The organism is Streptomyces sp. NPDC051364, assembly GCF_040682115.1.
In the GTDB taxonomy this organism is placed as follows: Bacteria; Actinomycetota; Actinomycetes; order Streptomycetales; family Streptomycetaceae; genus Streptomyces.
This window is the reverse complement of the sequence record NZ_JBFBAH010000006.1, coordinates 1-15,771: the sequence shown is the minus strand read 5'-3', so window position 1 is coordinate 15,771 and position 15,771 is coordinate 1. Positions and strand designations below refer to the sequence as shown.

General features: G+C 73.4%; 15 protein-coding genes and 1 pseudogene. 6 read left to right on the top strand and 10 right to left on the bottom strand.

The features are described 5' to 3' along the window. Window positions 1-78: 78 nt before the first annotated feature. The 3 genes from AB0M76_RS14625 to AB0M76_RS14615 form a co-directional block, all read right to left on the bottom strand. Entirely contained in the window at window positions 79-1,167 is a 1,089-nt protein-coding gene (locus AB0M76_RS14625; protein WP_365953218.1) for a hypothetical protein, read from the bottom strand. After that, window positions 1,155-2,762, bottom strand: a complete 1,608-nt coding sequence (locus AB0M76_RS14620; RefSeq protein WP_365953217.1) for a M48 family metallopeptidase — start codon at window positions 2,760-2,762, stop codon at window positions 1,155-1,157. Before AB0M76_RS14620 ends, AB0M76_RS14625 begins: the two co-directional genes overlap by 13 nt. 209 nt (window positions 2,763-2,971) lie before the next feature. After that, complete coding sequence (locus AB0M76_RS14615; RefSeq protein ID WP_365953216.1) at window positions 2,972-4,078, bottom strand: hypothetical protein; 1,107 nt, start codon at window positions 4,076-4,078, stop codon at window positions 2,972-2,974. 128 nt (window positions 4,079-4,206) lie between these two features. Here AB0M76_RS14615 and AB0M76_RS14610 point away from each other — a divergent pair, with 128 nt between their 5' ends. Beyond that, entirely contained in the window at window positions 4,207-5,364 is a 1,158-nt protein-coding gene (locus AB0M76_RS14610; protein WP_266664390.1) for a cystathionine gamma-synthase, read from the top strand. 43 nt (window positions 5,365-5,407) lie between these two features. Here the strand turns inward: AB0M76_RS14610 and AB0M76_RS14605 are convergent, their stop codons facing one another. The 3 genes from AB0M76_RS14605 to AB0M76_RS14595 form a co-directional block, all read right to left on the bottom strand. Beyond that, window positions 5,408-5,659 (bottom strand): hypothetical protein, encoded by a 252-nt coding sequence (locus AB0M76_RS14605; RefSeq protein WP_030290839.1) that lies wholly within the window; start codon window positions 5,657-5,659, stop codon window positions 5,408-5,410. Continuing rightward, a complete protein-coding gene (locus AB0M76_RS14600) occupies window positions 5,656-6,084 on the bottom strand; it encodes a sigma factor-like helix-turn-helix DNA-binding protein (RefSeq protein ID WP_365953215.1) in 429 nt (142 codons plus the stop codon). The genes AB0M76_RS14605 and AB0M76_RS14600 overlap by 4 nt, the downstream gene beginning before the upstream one ends. Before the next feature lie 69 nt (window positions 6,085-6,153). Then, complete coding sequence (locus AB0M76_RS14595; RefSeq protein WP_053786297.1) at window positions 6,154-6,675, bottom strand: MarR family transcriptional regulator; 522 nt, start codon at window positions 6,673-6,675, stop codon at window positions 6,154-6,156. Between the two features lie 249 nt (window positions 6,676-6,924). Here AB0M76_RS14595 and ilvA point away from each other — a divergent pair, with 249 nt between their 5' ends. Next, a complete protein-coding gene (ilvA, locus tag AB0M76_RS14590) occupies window positions 6,925-8,157 on the top strand; it encodes a threonine ammonia-lyase (protein ID WP_365953214.1) in 1,233 nt (410 codons plus the stop codon). 106 nt (window positions 8,158-8,263) lie between these two features. Further along, window positions 8,264-8,560 (top strand): annotated as a pseudogene (locus AB0M76_RS14585) (ABC transporter permease); the annotation flags it as partial. 66 nt (window positions 8,561-8,626) lie between these two features. Here AB0M76_RS14585 and greA read toward each other — a convergent pair. Continuing rightward, window positions 8,627-9,124 (bottom strand): transcription elongation factor GreA, encoded by a 498-nt coding sequence (greA, locus tag AB0M76_RS14580; RefSeq protein ID WP_266664378.1) that lies wholly within the window; start codon window positions 9,122-9,124, stop codon window positions 8,627-8,629. A gap of 136 nt (window positions 9,125-9,260) precedes the next feature. Further along, complete coding sequence (locus AB0M76_RS14575; protein ID WP_365953213.1) at window positions 9,261-9,686, bottom strand: DUF4307 domain-containing protein; 426 nt, start codon at window positions 9,684-9,686, stop codon at window positions 9,261-9,263. A gap of 121 nt (window positions 9,687-9,807) precedes the next feature. Between AB0M76_RS14575 and mca the strand changes: the two genes are divergently transcribed. After that, window positions 9,808-10,695 (top strand): mycothiol conjugate amidase Mca, encoded by an 888-nt coding sequence (mca, locus tag AB0M76_RS14570; RefSeq protein ID WP_328620457.1) that lies wholly within the window; start codon window positions 9,808-9,810, stop codon window positions 10,693-10,695. Further along, entirely contained in the window at window positions 10,692-10,925 is a 234-nt protein-coding gene (locus AB0M76_RS14565; RefSeq protein ID WP_365953212.1) for a hypothetical protein, read from the top strand. The genes mca and AB0M76_RS14565 overlap by 4 nt, the downstream gene beginning before the upstream one ends. Window positions 10,926-11,120: 195 nt before the next feature. Here the strand turns inward: AB0M76_RS14565 and AB0M76_RS14560 are convergent, their stop codons facing one another. After that, the gene (locus tag AB0M76_RS14560) at window positions 11,121-14,357 is read right to left on the bottom strand and encodes a tetratricopeptide repeat protein (protein WP_365953211.1); all 3,237 of its coding nucleotides are present in this window, start codon (window positions 14,355-14,357) and stop codon (window positions 11,121-11,123) included. Window positions 14,358-14,504: 147 nt separating this feature from the next. On the opposite strand from AB0M76_RS14560, the gene AB0M76_RS14555 reads away from it, so the two are divergent. Continuing rightward, complete coding sequence (locus AB0M76_RS14555; protein ID WP_365953210.1) at window positions 14,505-15,227, top strand: DUF4344 domain-containing metallopeptidase; 723 nt, start codon at window positions 14,505-14,507, stop codon at window positions 15,225-15,227. Window positions 15,228-15,389: 162 nt separating this feature from the next. Here AB0M76_RS14555 and AB0M76_RS14550 read toward each other — a convergent pair whose 3' ends face one another. After that, on the bottom strand, window positions 15,390-15,587 hold the full coding sequence (locus AB0M76_RS14550) for a hypothetical protein (protein ID WP_365953209.1): 198 nt from the start codon (window positions 15,585-15,587) through the stop codon (window positions 15,390-15,392). Window positions 15,588-15,771 lie beyond the last annotated feature (184 nt).

Sequence of the window (15,771 nt, the reverse complement as noted above, 5' to 3'; positions counted from 1 at the left end):
CTAGTGGTTCTCCCTTAACGGGCGGGGGCGGGCCGGGATTCCCCCCGACCCGCCCCCGGCCGCCGCGTCAGACTTTCGTCATTTCTGCGTGACCGCCCGGCGCACGCTGAAGTCCCTCGCCTGCACGTACCGCGCCTTGGCGTCCGCAGAGTACGTCCACGGCGTCGCCCCGATGTACCCGTCGACGGCACGGAACTGCTCCACGGCCTCCGGGTACCGGTCCTGCCAGTACAGGTTCCACGCCAGCATGTGCCGTACCCGGGCCACCCGCCGGTCCGCCGGGTCCGCCGCCGCCACGTCCGCGAGCGCCGCGTCCGTGGCCGCCACGATCTCCGGCCGCTTGTAGTAGACGCTCGGGTCGAGCTCCGACTCCGACATCTCGTACTCCAGGTACGCGTACAGCGGCAGCAGCGACAGCAGCTCACCCGGCTCGCCCGCGGCCGCCGACCGCTGCGCGAACGCCTCCGCCTCCTCGTGCGAGCCGCGCCACTTGCGGCACCAGTACTGCAGGGCGCCGGTGTGCGCCGCCAGCACCTTCGGGCCGCGCTTGACGATCTCCGCCCACAGCTGCCCGTACCGCTCGTGGGAGTACCCCAGCGCCATGGCGACCGGCTGCTCCAGCATGTACGGCACCGGGTCCGCCGGGTCGGCGAGCCGCTGGGCCTCGTGCATCGCCTCCTGCGAGGCGGCGATCAGCCGGTGGAAGTTCCGGAACTGCTCCTGCGTGGTGTGCTTCGCGGTCAGCGAGCCGCGCACGTTCCACGCCACCAGCACCGACGCGTCCGCGTGCACCGCCGCCGCCGTCGGGTCCTGCGGCCGCGCCGCGCGCCAGGCCAGCAGCCAGGCGTCGTCCTCGGCGGCCCGCTCGGCCAGTTCCCGTACGCGCCGGATGCGCTCGTCCCAGTTCTGCCCGGCCGCGTCCGCCCAGGCCGCGCCGGCCTGCCAGTCGCCCGCCCGTACGGCGTCGAGGGCGGCCGTGTCGGCCGGCGCGAGCGGGGACCCGTTGTCGGTGTCGAGCCGCTCGGCCGGGGCGAAGCCCAGCGCGACCGCCGCCAGGCCGTCGGCCCGGCTCGCCCAGCGGCGCTTCCCGCCGCCGCCCTTGCGGGCCCGCAGCATCTTGTAGGCGCCGCTGATCAGCAGGATTCCGAGGATGATCAGGCCGAGCATCGGACAAGCACCAGCTTTCGCAGGGGTTCGGTGTCGGGCAGGTCCGCGACGAGCGCGTCCAGGGCGAGCTCCAGCTGCTCCTCGAACCCGTCGGCCGCGTACTGCAGGGTGGCCGAGTCGGACCAGGACAGCTGCCAGCGGGCGCCGCCGCGGGCCGTCAGCTCGGCGGTGACCAGCTGCTTCAGCGCGCGCCGCAGCACGGGGCGGGTGAACTCGCGGGCGGCGCGGCCGGTGGCGGCCGCAGCCTCCTCGGACTTCGGGAAGCGGTCGGCGATCCGCCAGCGCAGCGCCGGGTCGGCGTCGACGGCGTCCAGCAGGGCCGCAAGCTCCGGGGCCGTGCCCTCGGCGGCGACGGCCTCGCGGATCTCCTGCGCGCCCTGGCCGACGTACCGGGTCATGCTCTCGTGGACGAGGTCCGCCCAGTCCACGCGGGTGAGGGCGAGCGCCTCCGGGGTCAGGACCGCGTGCTCCAGCGCCGCCAGCGCGGCCTCAGGGGAGGCGAGCAGCTCCAGCGCCGGGCGGGCCGCCTGCGCGCCGCGGCCGTCGTCGGGCAGGGCCTCGATGCGGGCCACGCGCTCGGCGAGCGCGGGGTGCGAGTCGTACGGGGAGGTGGGCTCGGTGGACAGCTCGCGGCGCAGGCCGTCCAGTTCGTCCGAGCGGGCGTCGAGCAGCTGCCGCAGGCCGCCGAAGACCTGGCCGGCGGGCGGCAGCAGGCCGGCGCCGACGCCGAGGGTGGCGTACGAGTCCATGTAGAACTCGTGCGCGGGGCCGAGGGCGTTGAGCTCGCGCAGCGCGGAGGCGGCGGAGTCGCGGCCGGCGACGCGGACCGAGGCCAGGTCGGCGGCGAGCTCCTGGCGGCGGCTGCCGGAGAGGGTGGCGCGCATGTAGAAGCGCGCGTACGCCGTGTAGATCTTCGCCATGGCCCGGTACATCGCGCCCTGGCCGGCGGTGTCGACCTCCTTGGCCTTCTTGCCCTTGGCGAGCCGCTTCTCGGCCGCCTTCTCCTGCCGGGCCCGCTCCTTGGCGACCTTGGTGTCGGCGCGGTCGTGGAAGTGCCCGATGGTGCGGATCAGCTGGGCGCGGCCGCGGGCGATCAGCGGGGTGAGGCGGGTGTCGAGGTTGGCGTAGTGGCCCATCTCGTGGGCGAGTACGGCGCGCAGCTGCATCTCGTCCAGGCCGGTCATCAGGGGCAGGCCCAGGTAGAGGCGGCGGGTGCCGGACTTCAGGCCCAGCAGCCGGGCGTCCTCGCTGACGGCCGCGTTGACCTCGTCGATCAGCAGGATCTCGTCCGGGGCGCGGGTGCCGACCTGGGCCGCGATGTCGCGGACGGTCTGCCACAGGACGGGTTCCTGCTGCTCGGTGACGGGCACGCCGGGCTGCGGGTCGCCCTTGGGGGTGCGGAGCATGAACATGCCGCGCACGATCGGGACCGCGAGGACCACCGAGACGATGAGGATCTTGAAGGCGATGCCGCCGTGCAGCCAGGTGACGGTGGCCCAGTCGGCGGCCGCGAGCACACCGAGCAGGATGAAGCCGAGCAGGTAAAAGCCTGCGAGCAGGACGAGAGCGCGCAGCGCGCGCAGTGAAGCGCCCATATGGACGGATCCCCCCACGGGATGAAGTGGTGCATGTGCAGATGCTGCGGGTGTGCCGGGGCGCTCGGTGGTCGGCCGGGCCCGGGCGGTCACGCCGGGTCATCATGCAGCCCGCAGATCTTTACAGCAACCTTATTCGCCGGGATTCCGCAGGTGGGAGCCGGGGGGCGGGGCGGAGGTGGGGTGCGGGGGCCAGGGCGGCCGCCGCGTCAGTGCGGCAGCGTCGCCGGGGAGCCGCCGTTGGCCTCGTAGCCCGCCACCGCCAGGGCGCGGTACACCGCGTACTGCGCCGCCGGGTCCGGGGAGACCGACCACGGCAGGGCGCCGACGTAGCCGTCGATGTGGCGGACCTGCTCCATCGCCTCCGCCCAGCGCTCCATCGGCACCAGGAACGACAGCAGCATGTGCCGTACGTGCGCCAGCATCGGGTCGTCCTGGCGGGCGGTGTGCACCGCGTACAGCGCACCCTCCACCGCCCGGGTCACGACCGCGCCCTGCCAGAAGTTCGTCAGGACGACCTCCGGGACGTGCTCGTACACCGCGAACAGCGGCAGCGCCGCCAGCAGCGAGCCCTGCGGTGCGCGGGCCGCCGCCGCGTGCGCGAAGGCATCCGCCTGCTCCCGCGAGCCGTGCCACTTCTCGCACCAGTAGTGCAGGGCCGCCAGGTGCGCGCCCATGTGCGCCGGCGCGACGTCGATGACCTTCGCCCAGAGGGAGTCGAACTCCGCCCCCGAGTACCCGAGCGCCCGAGCGACCGCCAGCTCCGTGATGTACGGGACGGGGTCGCCCGGGGCCGGCAGCGCCGCCTTGCGGCACGCCTCCCGGGCCTCCTCCAGGATGATCCGGTGGTCCGTGGAGCCCACGCCGCCCGAGTGCCGCCACGCCTGCTGCACCAGCAGCTCGGCGTGCACCTGCGCGCCGCCCGCGTCCTTCTCCGCCTCCAGCCGCCAGGCCTTCAGCCACTGCGCGCCCACCCCGGGCCGCTCCACCAGTTCCAGCGCAGCCGCCCCGCCGAAGGCCTGGACCCGCTGCCAGCGCAGCTCGCCCTCCTTCGGGGTCCCGGCCAGCAGTTGGGACGCGGCCTGCCAGCGGCCGCTGCGCTGTACGGCTTCGAGGGCGTCCATCAGGTCCTCGTCGGGGCCCGGGACGCGGATGTCCAGGTGCTCCTGGCGGGCGAAACCGTAGTTCTCGGGGTCGGCCGCGTCAGGGCTGCCCGGCGCGACCAGGCGTACGCCGCCGCCCCGCCGGCGCCGTATGTACGGGCTGAAGGCGGCCACGAGCAGGCCGAGCGCGATCAGGAACCACAGAATCTCCATGCCCCCAAGCGAACCAGACGCACCCGCGCAAAGGCCAATGCCGCACGAGCGCTCCGCTTTCGGGCGTGCACTGCCGCACCACCGGGTGTGCAGTGGGCTCGCCGTCGGCCGGGGCATAGCATCGGCCCATGAGCGACGACAGCCACGAGCACCAGAGCTTCGAGACCCGCGCGATCCACGCGGGCAACACGGCGGACCCGCTGACCGGCGCGGTCGTGCCCCCGATCTACCAGGTGTCCACGTACAAGCAGGACGGCGTCGGCGGACTGCGCGGCGGCTACGAGTACAGCCGCAGCGCGAACCCGACCCGGACCGCGCTGGAGGAGAACCTCGCGGCGCTGGAGGGCGGCCGGCGCGGCCTCGCCTTCGCGTCCGGGCTCGCCGCCGAGGACTGCCTGCTGCGTACGCTGCTCTCCCCGGGCGACCACGTGGTCATCCCGAACGACGCGTACGGCGGCACCTTCCGCCTCTTCGCGAAGGTCGTCTCCCGCTGGGGCGTGGAGTGGTCGGTGGCCGACACCTCCGACGCGGCGTCCGTACGGGCCGCCCTGACCCCGAAGACGAAGGTCATCTGGGTCGAGACCCCCTCCAATCCGCTGCTCGGCATCACCGACATCGCGGTCGTCGCCGACATCGCGCGCTCGGCCGGCGCCAAGCTGGTCGTGGACAACACCTTCGCCTCGCCCTACCTCCAGCAGCCCCTCGCGCTGGGCGCGGACGTGGTCGTGCACTCGCTGACCAAGTACATGGGCGGCCACTCCGACGTGGTCGGCGGCGCGCTGGTCACCGCCGACGCTGCGCTCGGCGAGGAACTGGCCTACCACCAGAACGCGATGGGCGCCGTGGCCGGCCCCTTCGACTCCTGGATCGTGCTGCGCGGCATCAAGACGCTGGCCGTCCGCATGGACCGGCACGCGGAGAACGCCGCGAAGATCGCCGAGATGCTGACCCGGCACCCCAAGGTGCACAAGGTCCTCTACCCGGGCCTGGCCGAGCACCCGGGCCACGAGATCGCCGCCAAGCAGATGCGCAACTTCGGCGGCATGATTTCCTTCTGCGTCGTCGGCGGGGAGCAGGCGGCGGTCGATGTCTGCGCCCGCACCAAGATCTTCACCCTGGCCGAGTCCCTCGGCGGCGTCGAGTCCCTCATCGAGCACCCGGGCCGTATGACCCACGCCTCGGTGGCCGGCTCGGCCCTGGAGGTCCCGGCGGACCTCGTCCGCGTCTCCGTCGGCATCGAGAACGCCGACGACCTGCTGGCGGACCTGACCCAGGCCCTCGGCTAACCGCCCCTTCACGGCCTTCACGGCAACAACCGCCGAGCGGCGGTCACCAGCCCTCCAGGGGCGGGGAGACACCGCTCGGCGGGATCTCCCACGGGCGGGCCAGCGAGGCCCACACCGCGAAGGCCACGGCCGCCGCGAACAGCAGGGCCCAGCCGGCCCGGCGCAGGGCCCGGCGGCGGCGCAGCAGCCGGTCCCCGCGGGCCGCGGCACTGGCCGCCAGCCCGGCCGGGACCACCGGGTGGGGGCCCTCCAGCAGCCGCCTGACCTGGTCCTCCTTGCGGTCGGGGACGCTCATGCGACGTCCCGCGAGCGCATCGCGGCCACGGCCCGGTTGCACAGCACCCGTACCCGCTCGACCGGCAGCCCCAGCTGCGCGGCGGTGACCTCCTCCGCGACGCCCTCGTACACGCGCAGCACCAGTACGAGCCGTTCCAGCGGGCCGAGCCGGGCGAGCAGCCCCCTGCCGCCGTGGTGGCGCCAGCCGGTGCGGGCGAAGGCGTCGCACAGCTCCCGGCGGGTGTGGTCGTACGGGTCGTCGCCGCGCACCCGGCGCCAGTTCGCGTACGTACGGGCCAGCGCGTCCGCGAGCAGCCGGCGGGCGGCGGCGGGTTCGGTCTCCGGCTCGGCCGTCAGCAGGACGGCGACATGCAGGAGCCGCCCCGCCGCACCCGCGACGAAGGCTTCGAACTCCGCGTAGGTGCCCGGGCCGTGGTCGTCCACAGGCCACATAGTGCGGGCAGCGGGACCGCCCCGGTCAAGAGGTCGGACGGCCCCGGCTCACGCCCGTCCTCAGGAAGCGGGGCCCGCCTCCGAGACGGCGCCCATCAGCTCCGACAGCGAGCCGTTGAAACGGGTCAGCAGCCCGGTGAAGGACTCGCGCTCGTCCTCGCTCCAGTCCTCGGTCACCCGGGCCATCAGCTCGCGCCGCGAGGAGCGGACCTCCTCGAGCCGGGCGAGGCCGCGCGGGGAGAGCGCGAGGACCACGGCCCGCCCGTCCTCCGGGTGCGAAGTGCGCTTGACCAGGCCGCTGTCGACGAGCGGCGCGACCTGGCGGGTGACGGTGGAGGAGTCGATGCCCATGCCGCCGGCGAGCGCCTTGACACCCATCGGGCCTTCCAGGTCGAGCCGGTTCAGCAGCAGGTACGCGGCGCGGTCCATCGAGTTGCGGGCCTGGCCGACCCCGCCCAGGCGGGTCTGCTCGGCGCGGCGGGCGAAGACGGCCACCTGGTGCTGGAGCGCGTCGAGGAGACCGGCTTCGGCGGACGCCTCGGCCGCCGTGGGCAGGTCGGAATTGGCCGGGGTGGAAGGCATGGCCGTGAGCTCTCTTCACGTGGGGCCGACAAGGATGGGGGACAGAGTACGCGGCCGTGGGGCGGCTCGTACGCCTCGTACGAGAACTGGTGCGGGCGGTTGGGACCCGGGCCCCGGACCCGTCCCGGATGGCCGGATTTCGCCCCCTGTGGGCTTTCCTCGCCGGGCCGTTGGCCGGGCTCGTGGCCGCGCTGCAGGCCCGGCTGTCGGCCGGGCGCCGTGATCTGCGCGGGCTGCGAGACTGGCGGCATGAACTACCGCGTGCCCGTGCCCGTCCCGCAGGTCATCCTCGACGACATCCGGGGGGCCCAGAAGATGCTCTCGGGCGTCGCCCGGGTCACGCCGATGGAAGGCAGCCGGCACCTGACCGCCCTCACCGGCTCCCCGGTCCACTTCAAGTGCGAGAACCTCCAGCGGACCGGCTCCTTCAAGCTGCGCGGTGCGTACGTGCGCATCTCGGGCCTGCGCCCCGAGCAGCGGGCCGCCGGCGTCGTCGCGGCCAGCGCCGGCAACCACGCGCAGGGCGTGGCCCTGGCCTCCTCCCTCCTCGGCGTCCGCTCGACGGTGTTCATGCCGGTGGGGGCGCCGCTGCCGAAGGTGGCGGCCACGCAGGAGTACGGCGCCGAGGTGCGGATGTCCGGGCAGGTCGTCGACGAGACCCTGGCGGCGGCCCAGGAGTACGCGGACCGCACCGGGGCGGTGTTCATCCACCCGTTCGACCACCGCGACATCATCGCGGGCCAGGGCACGGTCGGCCTGGAGATCCTCGAGCAGTGCCCGGAGGTGCGGACGATCCTCGTCGGCATCGGCGGCGGCGGCCTCGCGGCGGGCATCGCGGTCGCGGTGAAGGCGCTGCGGCCGGACGTCAAGGTGATCGGGGTCCAGGCGGAGGGCGCCGCCGCCTACCCGCCCTCGCTGCGGGTCGGGCACCCGGTCTCGATCGACAACCCGGTCACGATGGCGGACGGCATCAAGGTCGGCCGCCCCGGCGACATCCCCTTCAACATCATCGCGGACCTCCTCGACGGCGTCCGCACGGTCTCCGAGGACGCCCTCTCCAGCGCCCTGCTGCTCTGCCTGGAGCGTGCCAAGCTCGTCGTCGAGCCCGCCGGGTGCAGCCCGGTGGCCGCCCTGCTGAGCAGGCCCGAGCTGTACGGCGGCGGCCCGGTGGTCGCGGTCCTGTCCGGCGGAAACATCGACCCGCTGCTGCTCCAGCGGATCCTGCGGCACGGCATGGCGGCGGCGGGCCGCTACCTCTCGCTGCGGCTGCGCGTGGCCGACCGGCCGGGGGCGCTGGCCGGTCTCCTGGGGGTGTTGTCAGTGGTGGATGCGAACGTGTTGGACGTGAGCCACGTACGGACCGACCCGCGGCTGGGGCTCACCGAGGTGGAGGTGGAACTGCACCTGGAGACGAAGGGCCCGGAGCACTGCACTGAGGTCGCGCGTTCGCTGCACGCGGCCGGGTACACGGTCATGGGCTGAGCCGAGCCGACCTGAGCCGAGCCGACCGGTTCCCGGGGAACGGCCCGCAGCCCCATAGCGGCACGCGATATAACGCGATAGCGTAAGTCCCCCGAACGGCCGGGCCCCGGAGGCGGCCACCTCGGGCGGGCTGATCTGGCTCTTCCCGCTGACGTTCATCTCGAACGCCTTCGTCCCCTCCGACAACATGCCGACCTTCCTGCGGACCATCGCCGAGTGGAACCCCTTCAGCGCGACCGTCCAGGCGGCCCGCGGGCTGTTCGGCAACTTCCCGCCGGGGTACGAGGCACCGGCGGCCTGGCCGATGCAGCACCCGGTGCTCGCGTCCGTCCTGTGGTCCGTACTGATCATCGCGGTCTTCCGGACCCTCTCGGTCCGCAAGTACCGCTCGGCGGCCGCGTAGGTCTCACGACACGGGAAAGCCCCCGCCGGATCGCTCCGGCGGGGGCTTTCTGATGTCGTGGGGTGATCAGCCGGTGAAGGGCTTGACGTCGAGGATCTTGACGGCGGCCTTCTTGCCGTTCGGCAGCTCGTACTCGGCTTCCTCGCCGATCTTCTTGCCCATCACACCGGTGCCCAGCGGGGACTGCGGGGAGTAGGTCTCGAAGTCCCCGGACGCGTACTCGCGCGAGGCGAGCAGGAAGGACATCGTGTCGTCCTCGTCGCCGTCGAAGGCGATGGTGACGACCGTGCCGGGCGCGACCTCGCCGTCGGAGGCGGGCGCGGTGCCGACCTTTGCGTTCTCGAGGAGCTGCGTCAGCTGGCGGACGCGGAGCTCCTGCTTGCCCTGCTCCTCCTTGGCCGCGTGGTAACCGCCGTTCTCGCGCAGGTCGCCCTCCTCGCGGGCGGCTGCGATCTTGGTGGCGATCTCCGTGCGTGCGGGACCAGAGAGGTAGTCCAGCTCGGCCTTCAGCTGGTCGTACGCCGCCTGGGTCAGCCAGGTGACGCTCTCGCTCGTCTGGGTCACGGGTGCTCCTCGTCGGTACAGGGGACTTCAAAGCCGCCAGCGGCGGGCGAAACCACGAGCCTAACAATTCGGGAAGAAAAGGGGGAGGACACCATGTGTATGAAGTGTGTCATCGGGCCCGTGAGCAGGAAAGAGCTCAGTCTGCCGCGGGCGTGGTGCCCGCCGCTGCCTGGCAGCCCACCAGTTCGATCATCGTCGCGCGGCCGGTGGTCTTCAGAGAGAGCATCTCGTCCACGCGCGTGTCCTTCTGCCCGAAGGTGAAGTCGGCGCGGCCGACCTCGGCGTGCTCCTTGTTCTGGGAGCTCAGCGTGCACACCCCGGTGACCGAGGCATCCTTGCGCACCTCCAGGTGCACCTTCACCTCGGTGTCCGAGACCACCTGGAACTTGATCACCTCGGCGCTGACGCTCTGGCCGGCGACGTAGTCCCAGCCGATCCAGCCCACCAGGGCCAGCAGGCCGACGCCCAGCACCGACCCGACGATCTTGAGCTTCCGGTCCGCACGCTCGTCCGCCGACCGCCCGTAGCGACCCTCGGGCAGCTCCTCGCGCACCGCACTCATCGATCGTTCCTTTCGGGAGGGCCGGACTCCAGCATCCCAGGGGCAGCCCCGGAATTTTTCCACCCCCCGATTCGGTCACTATAAGAGGCGATGCCCCTGACGACTTAAAGAGGATCCTGTCTTGACCGAGCAGCTTCGACTGATGGCCGTCCATGCCCACCCCGACGACGAGTCGAGCAAGGGCGCGGCCACCATGGCCAAGTACGTGTCCGAGGGGGTTCCCGTGCTGGTGGTGACCTGTACGGGGGGCGAGCGCGGCTCGATCCTCAACCCCAAGCTCCAGGGTGACAAATACATCGAGGAGAACATCCACGAGGTCCGCGCCAAGGAGATGGACGAGGCGCGCCAGATCCTCGGCATCGAGCAGGAGTGGCTGGGCTACGTCGACTCCGGCCTCCCGGAGGGCGACCCGCTGCCCCCGCTGCCCGAGGGCTGCTTCGCCCTGGAGGACGTGGACGAGGCGGCCGGCCGCCTCGTGAAGAAGATCCGCGAGTTCCGGCCGCAGGTCATCACCACGTACGACGAGAACGGCGGCTACCCGCACCCCGACCACATCATGACCCACAAGATCTCGATGGTGGCTTTCGAGGGCGCGGCCGACACCGAGAAGTACCCGGAGGCCGAGTTCGGCCCGGCGTACCAGCCGCAGAAGCTCTACTACAACCAGGGCTTCAACAAGCCGCGCACCATCGCCCTGCACGAGGCGCTGCTCTCGCGCGGCATGGAGTCCCCCTACGGGGAGTGGCTGGAGCGCTGGAAGGAGTTCGAGCGCACCGAGCGGACGCTGACCACGCACGTGCCGTGCGCCGAGTTCTTCGAGATCCGCGACAAGGCGCTCATCGCGCACGCCACGCAGATCGACCCGGACGGCGGCTGGTTCCGCGTGCCGATGGAGATCCAGAAGGAGGTCTGGCCCACGGAGGAGTACGAGCTCGCGAAGTCGCTCGTCGACACTTCCCTCCCCGAGTCCGACCTCTTCGCGGGCATCCGGGAGAATGCCTTGCTATGAGCGCTACGCAGGCAGCACTGACCGAGCTCCTTCCGCTGGCGGGTGACACCTTCGACAAGAACAAGGTGACCCCCGGAGTCCTGGGCTTCATCGTGTTCGCGGCCCTCGCCCTCGCGGTGTGGGGCCTGATGAAGTCGATGAGCCGCCACATGGGCAAGGTCGACTTCAAGGAGGCCCCGGAGGCCGGAGCGGCGCCCGCCGCCGCCCCCGCCGCGGACCAGGCTCCGTAGGGAGCCGTCCTCCGGGCTGTGCGCCGCCGCCCTCCCGCTGCGCGGGCGGGGCGGCGACTGCGCGTGTCTGCGGTCGGGCCGTACGGCCGCCAGGCAGTCCTGCGACGGGCGGGGCTGTACCGCGGTCGGCGGTCTTCGGCCCACCGGGCCGTACGGCTGATGCGGTACGCGGTCATACGGCCGGCTAGGCCGCGGCTAGGCCGGTGGCATCGGGACGCCCATGATCTCCCGCGAGTGCAGGTTCGGGACCAGCGCGAGACGCCACGCCTGCCAGCCCTCCGCCGGGTCCACACCTCGCCCCAGCACCACCGCATAGGTGTCCAGGCTGTCCTCCAGACGCCCGTCCCGCATCGGATGCGGCGCCGCGGCCAGCCGCGCCAGCTCCGCCCGGGCCTCGTCCACGCCCGCGCCCGGGAGCGCGTACGGCAGCAGCGTGCAGCGCAGGAACCGGGCCCAGTCCTCCCCGCGCCGGTCCCCGTACGAGATGAACAGCCGGGCCGCCTCCTCGCACAGGCCCAGCGCCTGCGACGCCCGGCCGTTGCCCGCGTCCACCACCGCCAGCTCCAGGCAGGTCCACGCCTCCCCGTGCGCCAGCCCGATCCGCCGGAAGTCCGCCCGCGCATCCACCAGCAGCTGCCGCGCGAACCCGGAGTTCTTCAGGTTCCCCGTTTGCGCCGCCCGCTGGTCGCGCGTCACCCGGCCCGAGTGGTGCCGGGCGTGGGCCAGCCCGTACACGTCGCGCATCCGCGAGAACATCGTCCGGGCCCGCTCCAGCTCCCGTACCGACTGGTCGCGCTCGCCGCCCTCCTCCAGCGCCTGCCCGAGGTAGTACAGCGTCCACGCCTCCCCGCGCGCGTCCTCCTGCTCCCGGTGCCGGGCCAGCGCCTCGCGCAGCCGCTCCACCGCCGGTCCCGGATCCCCGTCCACCACCCGGGCCCGGCCCAGCTGGGTCAGTGCCCAGGCCTGACCACGCTCGTCGCGCGTACGCCCGTACAGCTCGAGGGCGAGCTTCAGCTCCGCCTCCGCCCGCGGAACGTCGCCGAGCCGCAGGTACACCTGCCCCAGCTGGAAGTGCGCCCAGGCCTCGCCGTGCACGCTCTCGCTCTCCCGGTGCAGGGCCAGCGACTGCTCCAGCAGCTGCATCGCCTCCGCCAGGTGCGCCCGGTCCCGCTCCACCGCCGCCAGCGCGTGCAACCCCCACGCCCGGTCGCCGGCCAGCTTGTCCGGCTCCTGGAGCACCAGCGCCTCGCGGATACGGGCCGCAGCCTCCGGCAGCTGCCCCTGGTGGTGCAGGGTGATGCCGAGCGAGATCAGCGCCATGCCCGCGCCCGCGTCCTGCTGCGCCTCGATGTACTGGTCGACCACCGAGGTCAGCGTGGTGCGGGCCTTGTCCAGCTCGCCGAGCTGGCGCGCCGCGATACCCGTACGCCACTGCACCGAGCGGACCATCCGCCCCTGGCCGGGCTCGCCCTGGCGGGCGGCCTCCACCGCCTGCGTCAGCTCGTTGATCTCGCCGAGCCGGTACAGGTCCCCGCGCAGCAGGCAGAAGTCGCACAGCGCGCCCAGCAGGTCCAGCACCGCCTGCTGGTCCACGTCCTGCGAGTGCCGCAGCGCGGCCGTGATGAAGCTGGACTCGTCGTCCAGCCAGCGCAGCGCCGCGTCCAGCGAGGCGAAGCCGTGCCCGCCGAAGTGGTTCGCCCGGGTCGACATCTTCCCGTCGACCATCCGGATCACCGAGTCCGCGAGCTGCGCGTAGTTCCGGATCAGCCGGCCGTGCGCCGCCGAGGCCTCGGCCCGGTCCTCGTCCGCCGCGAGCCGAGCCGCCGCGTACGAGCGCACCGCGTCGTGCATCCGGAACCGCTCCCCGCGTACGGGGTCCAGCAGGCCCGCCTGCGCCAGCTCGCGCAGCAGCCGCCCGGCCGCCGCCTGGTCCGCGTCGATCAGCGCCGCCGCGGCCGACGGGCCGAGCGAGGCACGCCCGGCCAGCGTGAGCCGCCGCAGCAGCCGACGCCGCTCCTCGGGCAGCCGTACGTAGGCCAGCCCGAGGGCGCCCTCGAGCGCATCGGCGCCCGCGGGGCCGTCCGTACCGGCGGCCGGACCTTCCTCCGGCGCCGGCCCCAGCGGGGCCAGGACGCGCAGGGCCAGCGGGAGTCCGCCGCCGAGCGCGAACAGCCCCCGCACGGCCTCCTCCTCGTACGCGGCCCCGCAGGCCGCCTCCGCACCGGCGCGCACCAGCTCCGCGCCCTCCGGCTCCGACAGCCGCTCCACCGGCAGCTGATGCACCCACGCCGCCAGGTCCGGCAGCTCCAGCGGCTCGCGCGCCGTCACCAGCACCAGGCTCTCCGACCGCTCCGGCACCAGCATCCGCACCTGCGCCGCATCCACGGCGTCGTCCAGCAGCACCGTCACCGGCAGCCCCTGGAGGTGCTGGTGGTACAGCTCACCCAGGCGCCGTACCTGCTGCTCCGCAGAGAACCCCTCGCGGAACAGCAGCTGCTCGCGCGGTGCGCCCAGCCGGTTCAGCAGGTGCAGCAGCGCCTCCCGGGTCGACAGCGGCGCCTCCCCGCTGAGCGAGCCGCCCCGCAGGTCCACCACGCAGGCGCCGCGGAACTGGTCCCGCAGCGCGTCCGCCGCCCGCAGCGCCAAGGCCGTGCGGCCCACGCCCGGCTCCCCGTGCAGCACCACGACCACCGGGCGGGTCTCCGTACTGGCCCGGGCCGCCTGCACCCACTGCGCGATCCGCGTCAGCTCCGCCCGCCGGCCCGAGAACAGGGTCCCGGACTGCGGGAGTTGGCCGAAAGACTGCTCCAGCACGCTGCGCCGCCGGGCCTCCGCGCTGCGGTCGGTCCCGCGCAGCGACGCAGCCGCCGGCCGGGAGGGCTGCCGGGGCACCCGCGCCGCGGCGGCCACCGCGCGCTGCTGCTCCAGGAACGGACGGATCCCGCGCACCTCCAGCGCCGTCAGCCACTGGAGCCTCAGCTGCTCCGGCCCGCCGGGGCGGCCGCGCACCCCGGCCCGGCGGTTCGCGGCGGGCAGGTGCAGGGCGGTCACCTTGGCCACCGTGGCCGCCGCCCCCGCGATGCCGGTGACGGCCCCGGCGGTCAGCGCGGTGCCCGCCGCCACGCCGAGCGACAGGTCGGCCCCGACGGCCGCGGCCGCCGCAACCGCCGTCACGAGCAGAGCCGTCGAGGTGTTCCCGCGCCGGAAGGCCTCGCCGAGGGACTCGTCCCCGGCCGCCGCCTCGTCCAGGGCCCGTACGTACGCCTCGTACTCCTCGACGGCGCTCGCCGCGAGCGCGTCCAGCGCCTCCAGGCCGCGCGCCAGCAGCGCCGCCTTGTCGACCGGTTGCCCCGTCCCGGCAGCCCGCTGGACTTCCTCGTCCACGGCCCGCTCCAACAGCCGCTCGGCCTCACCGCGATGGCTGTCCCGCATCGGCAATCCCCCTCAAGAGAGCTCCGGCAACGTGCCCCAAGTGTCCGCCGGGACTGCCGCGAGCGCGAGGGAACTTGAGCTAGATCAGAGGGAGTTGGTCCAAGTTCGGTCGCTCGCGCGCATATATGTACGTTCTAGGCTGGGCGGATGAGCCGACGGTGGAAGACCCTCGTACTGTGCGTGTCCGTACTCCTCGCCTCCGCCGGCTGCGACGCACGACCCGAGGCCGCGCCGCGCGGATTCGTACCGCGCTACGAGGAGCCGGCGGCGGCCGATGCCGCCCACGCCCGCTTCCTGCGCGAGCGGCGACTGCCGGAGCGGGCGGCCGACGCCCTCAACGCCTACCTCGACCTCCCGTACGCGGTCACCGTCCTCGCCCGCTCGTGCGCCGGGGAGGGCTCCGGCTACGACCCCGACACCCGGCGGATCGAGCTCTGCTACGACGACCTGGCGGAGGAACGGGAGCTCGTCACGACGGACGAGGAAGTGGCCGACGTGATGACCGAGACGCTGTACCACGAGGCCGGCCACGCCCTCGTCGACGCGCTCGACCTGCCGGTCGGCGGGGACCGCGCCGAGGAGGACGCCGCCGACCGCTTCGCCGCGCTGATGCTGATCCGCCAGGGCCCGGACGGCGAACGGGCGCTCCGCACCGCCGCCGAGGCCTACGCCCGTACGCCCGCGGACCCCGGCCCCGGCCGCGACGAGCACGCACCGCCCGCCGCCCGGGCCGCCGCCCACCTCTGCCTGCTCCACGGCGCGGCCCCCGAGCGCCACCCCGACCTGGCCGACCGCACCCGCGGCTGCACCCCCACCTGGCGCCAGGCCCGCGACGCCTGGACCCACGACCTGCGACCGCTGCTCAGGTGAGGGTGCAGCCGTGTACTCGGGCAGCGCATGCTCAGCTGACCCGCGCGACCGCCCTGCCCGCCCACGACCCGAAAGACATCGGAGAACCCGCACCGGACGGCCGCCCGGCACACCGTGCTGCCCGCACCCGAAAGACCACTCGAACCCGCCCGACACCCGTGATCAGAACTCACGCGATGGATCGAGGTTCGGGGCGAGTTGCTTCGCGCGTGCCCCCTCGATCTTCGCGGTCTCGGCCGCAAGGCCGATCCTCGGCATGATCTGCTCGGCCCGCACGGGCCCGGGAGCGTCCCCCCACGAACCGCCGCTCTCCGCCCCCGCGAACGGCGACATCTCTTCCGCCGCCGGCGTCTGACGCACTGTCTCTCCCGGATCACCGCCGACCATCCTCGCGAGGAACTCGCCGGCCGTCTCCGCGTGATCACCAGCCGAGACAGCCGTGCACGCTGAGCGGTCTCGGGGAAGTGGGGCACGCCCCCGCGCCGCCCGGCACGGCGCCTCGCCGCGTTGTCGCAGCACCCTGGTACGTCCAGTACAAGCGTGC

Excerpts from the sequence above, each read along its gene's own strand:
- AB0M76_RS14565 (WP_365953212.1), top strand. The coding sequence starts at position 10,692 with ATGAGCGCTACGCAGGCAGCACTGACCGAGCTCCTTCCGCTGGCGGGT.
- AB0M76_RS14595 (WP_053786297.1), bottom strand. The coding sequence starts at position 6,675 with ATGCCTTCCACCCCGGCCAATTCCGACCTGCCCACGGCGGCCGAGGCG.
- AB0M76_RS14625 (WP_365953218.1), bottom strand. The coding sequence starts at position 1,167 with ATGCTCGGCCTGATCATCCTCGGAATCCTGCTGATCAGCGGCGCCTAC.
- AB0M76_RS14615 (WP_365953216.1), bottom strand. The coding sequence starts at position 4,078 with ATGGAGATTCTGTGGTTCCTGATCGCGCTCGGCCTGCTCGTGGCCGCC.
- AB0M76_RS14620 (WP_365953217.1), bottom strand. The coding sequence starts at position 2,762 with ATGGGCGCTTCACTGCGCGCGCTGCGCGCTCTCGTCCTGCTCGCAGGC.
- AB0M76_RS14555 (WP_365953210.1), top strand. The coding sequence starts at position 14,505 with ATGAGCCGACGGTGGAAGACCCTCGTACTGTGCGTGTCCGTACTCCTC.
- AB0M76_RS14610 (WP_266664390.1), top strand. The coding sequence starts at position 4,207 with ATGAGCGACGACAGCCACGAGCACCAGAGCTTCGAGACCCGCGCGATC.
- AB0M76_RS14575 (WP_365953213.1), bottom strand. The coding sequence starts at position 9,686 with ATGAGTGCGGTGCGCGAGGAGCTGCCCGAGGGTCGCTACGGGCGGTCG.
- AB0M76_RS14560 (WP_365953211.1), bottom strand. The coding sequence starts at position 14,357 with ATGCGGGACAGCCATCGCGGTGAGGCCGAGCGGCTGTTGGAGCGGGCC.
- AB0M76_RS14605 (WP_030290839.1), bottom strand. The coding sequence starts at position 5,659 with ATGAGCGTCCCCGACCGCAAGGAGGACCAGGTCAGGCGGCTGCTGGAG.
- ilvA (WP_365953214.1), top strand. The coding sequence starts at position 6,925 with ATGAACTACCGCGTGCCCGTGCCCGTCCCGCAGGTCATCCTCGACGAC.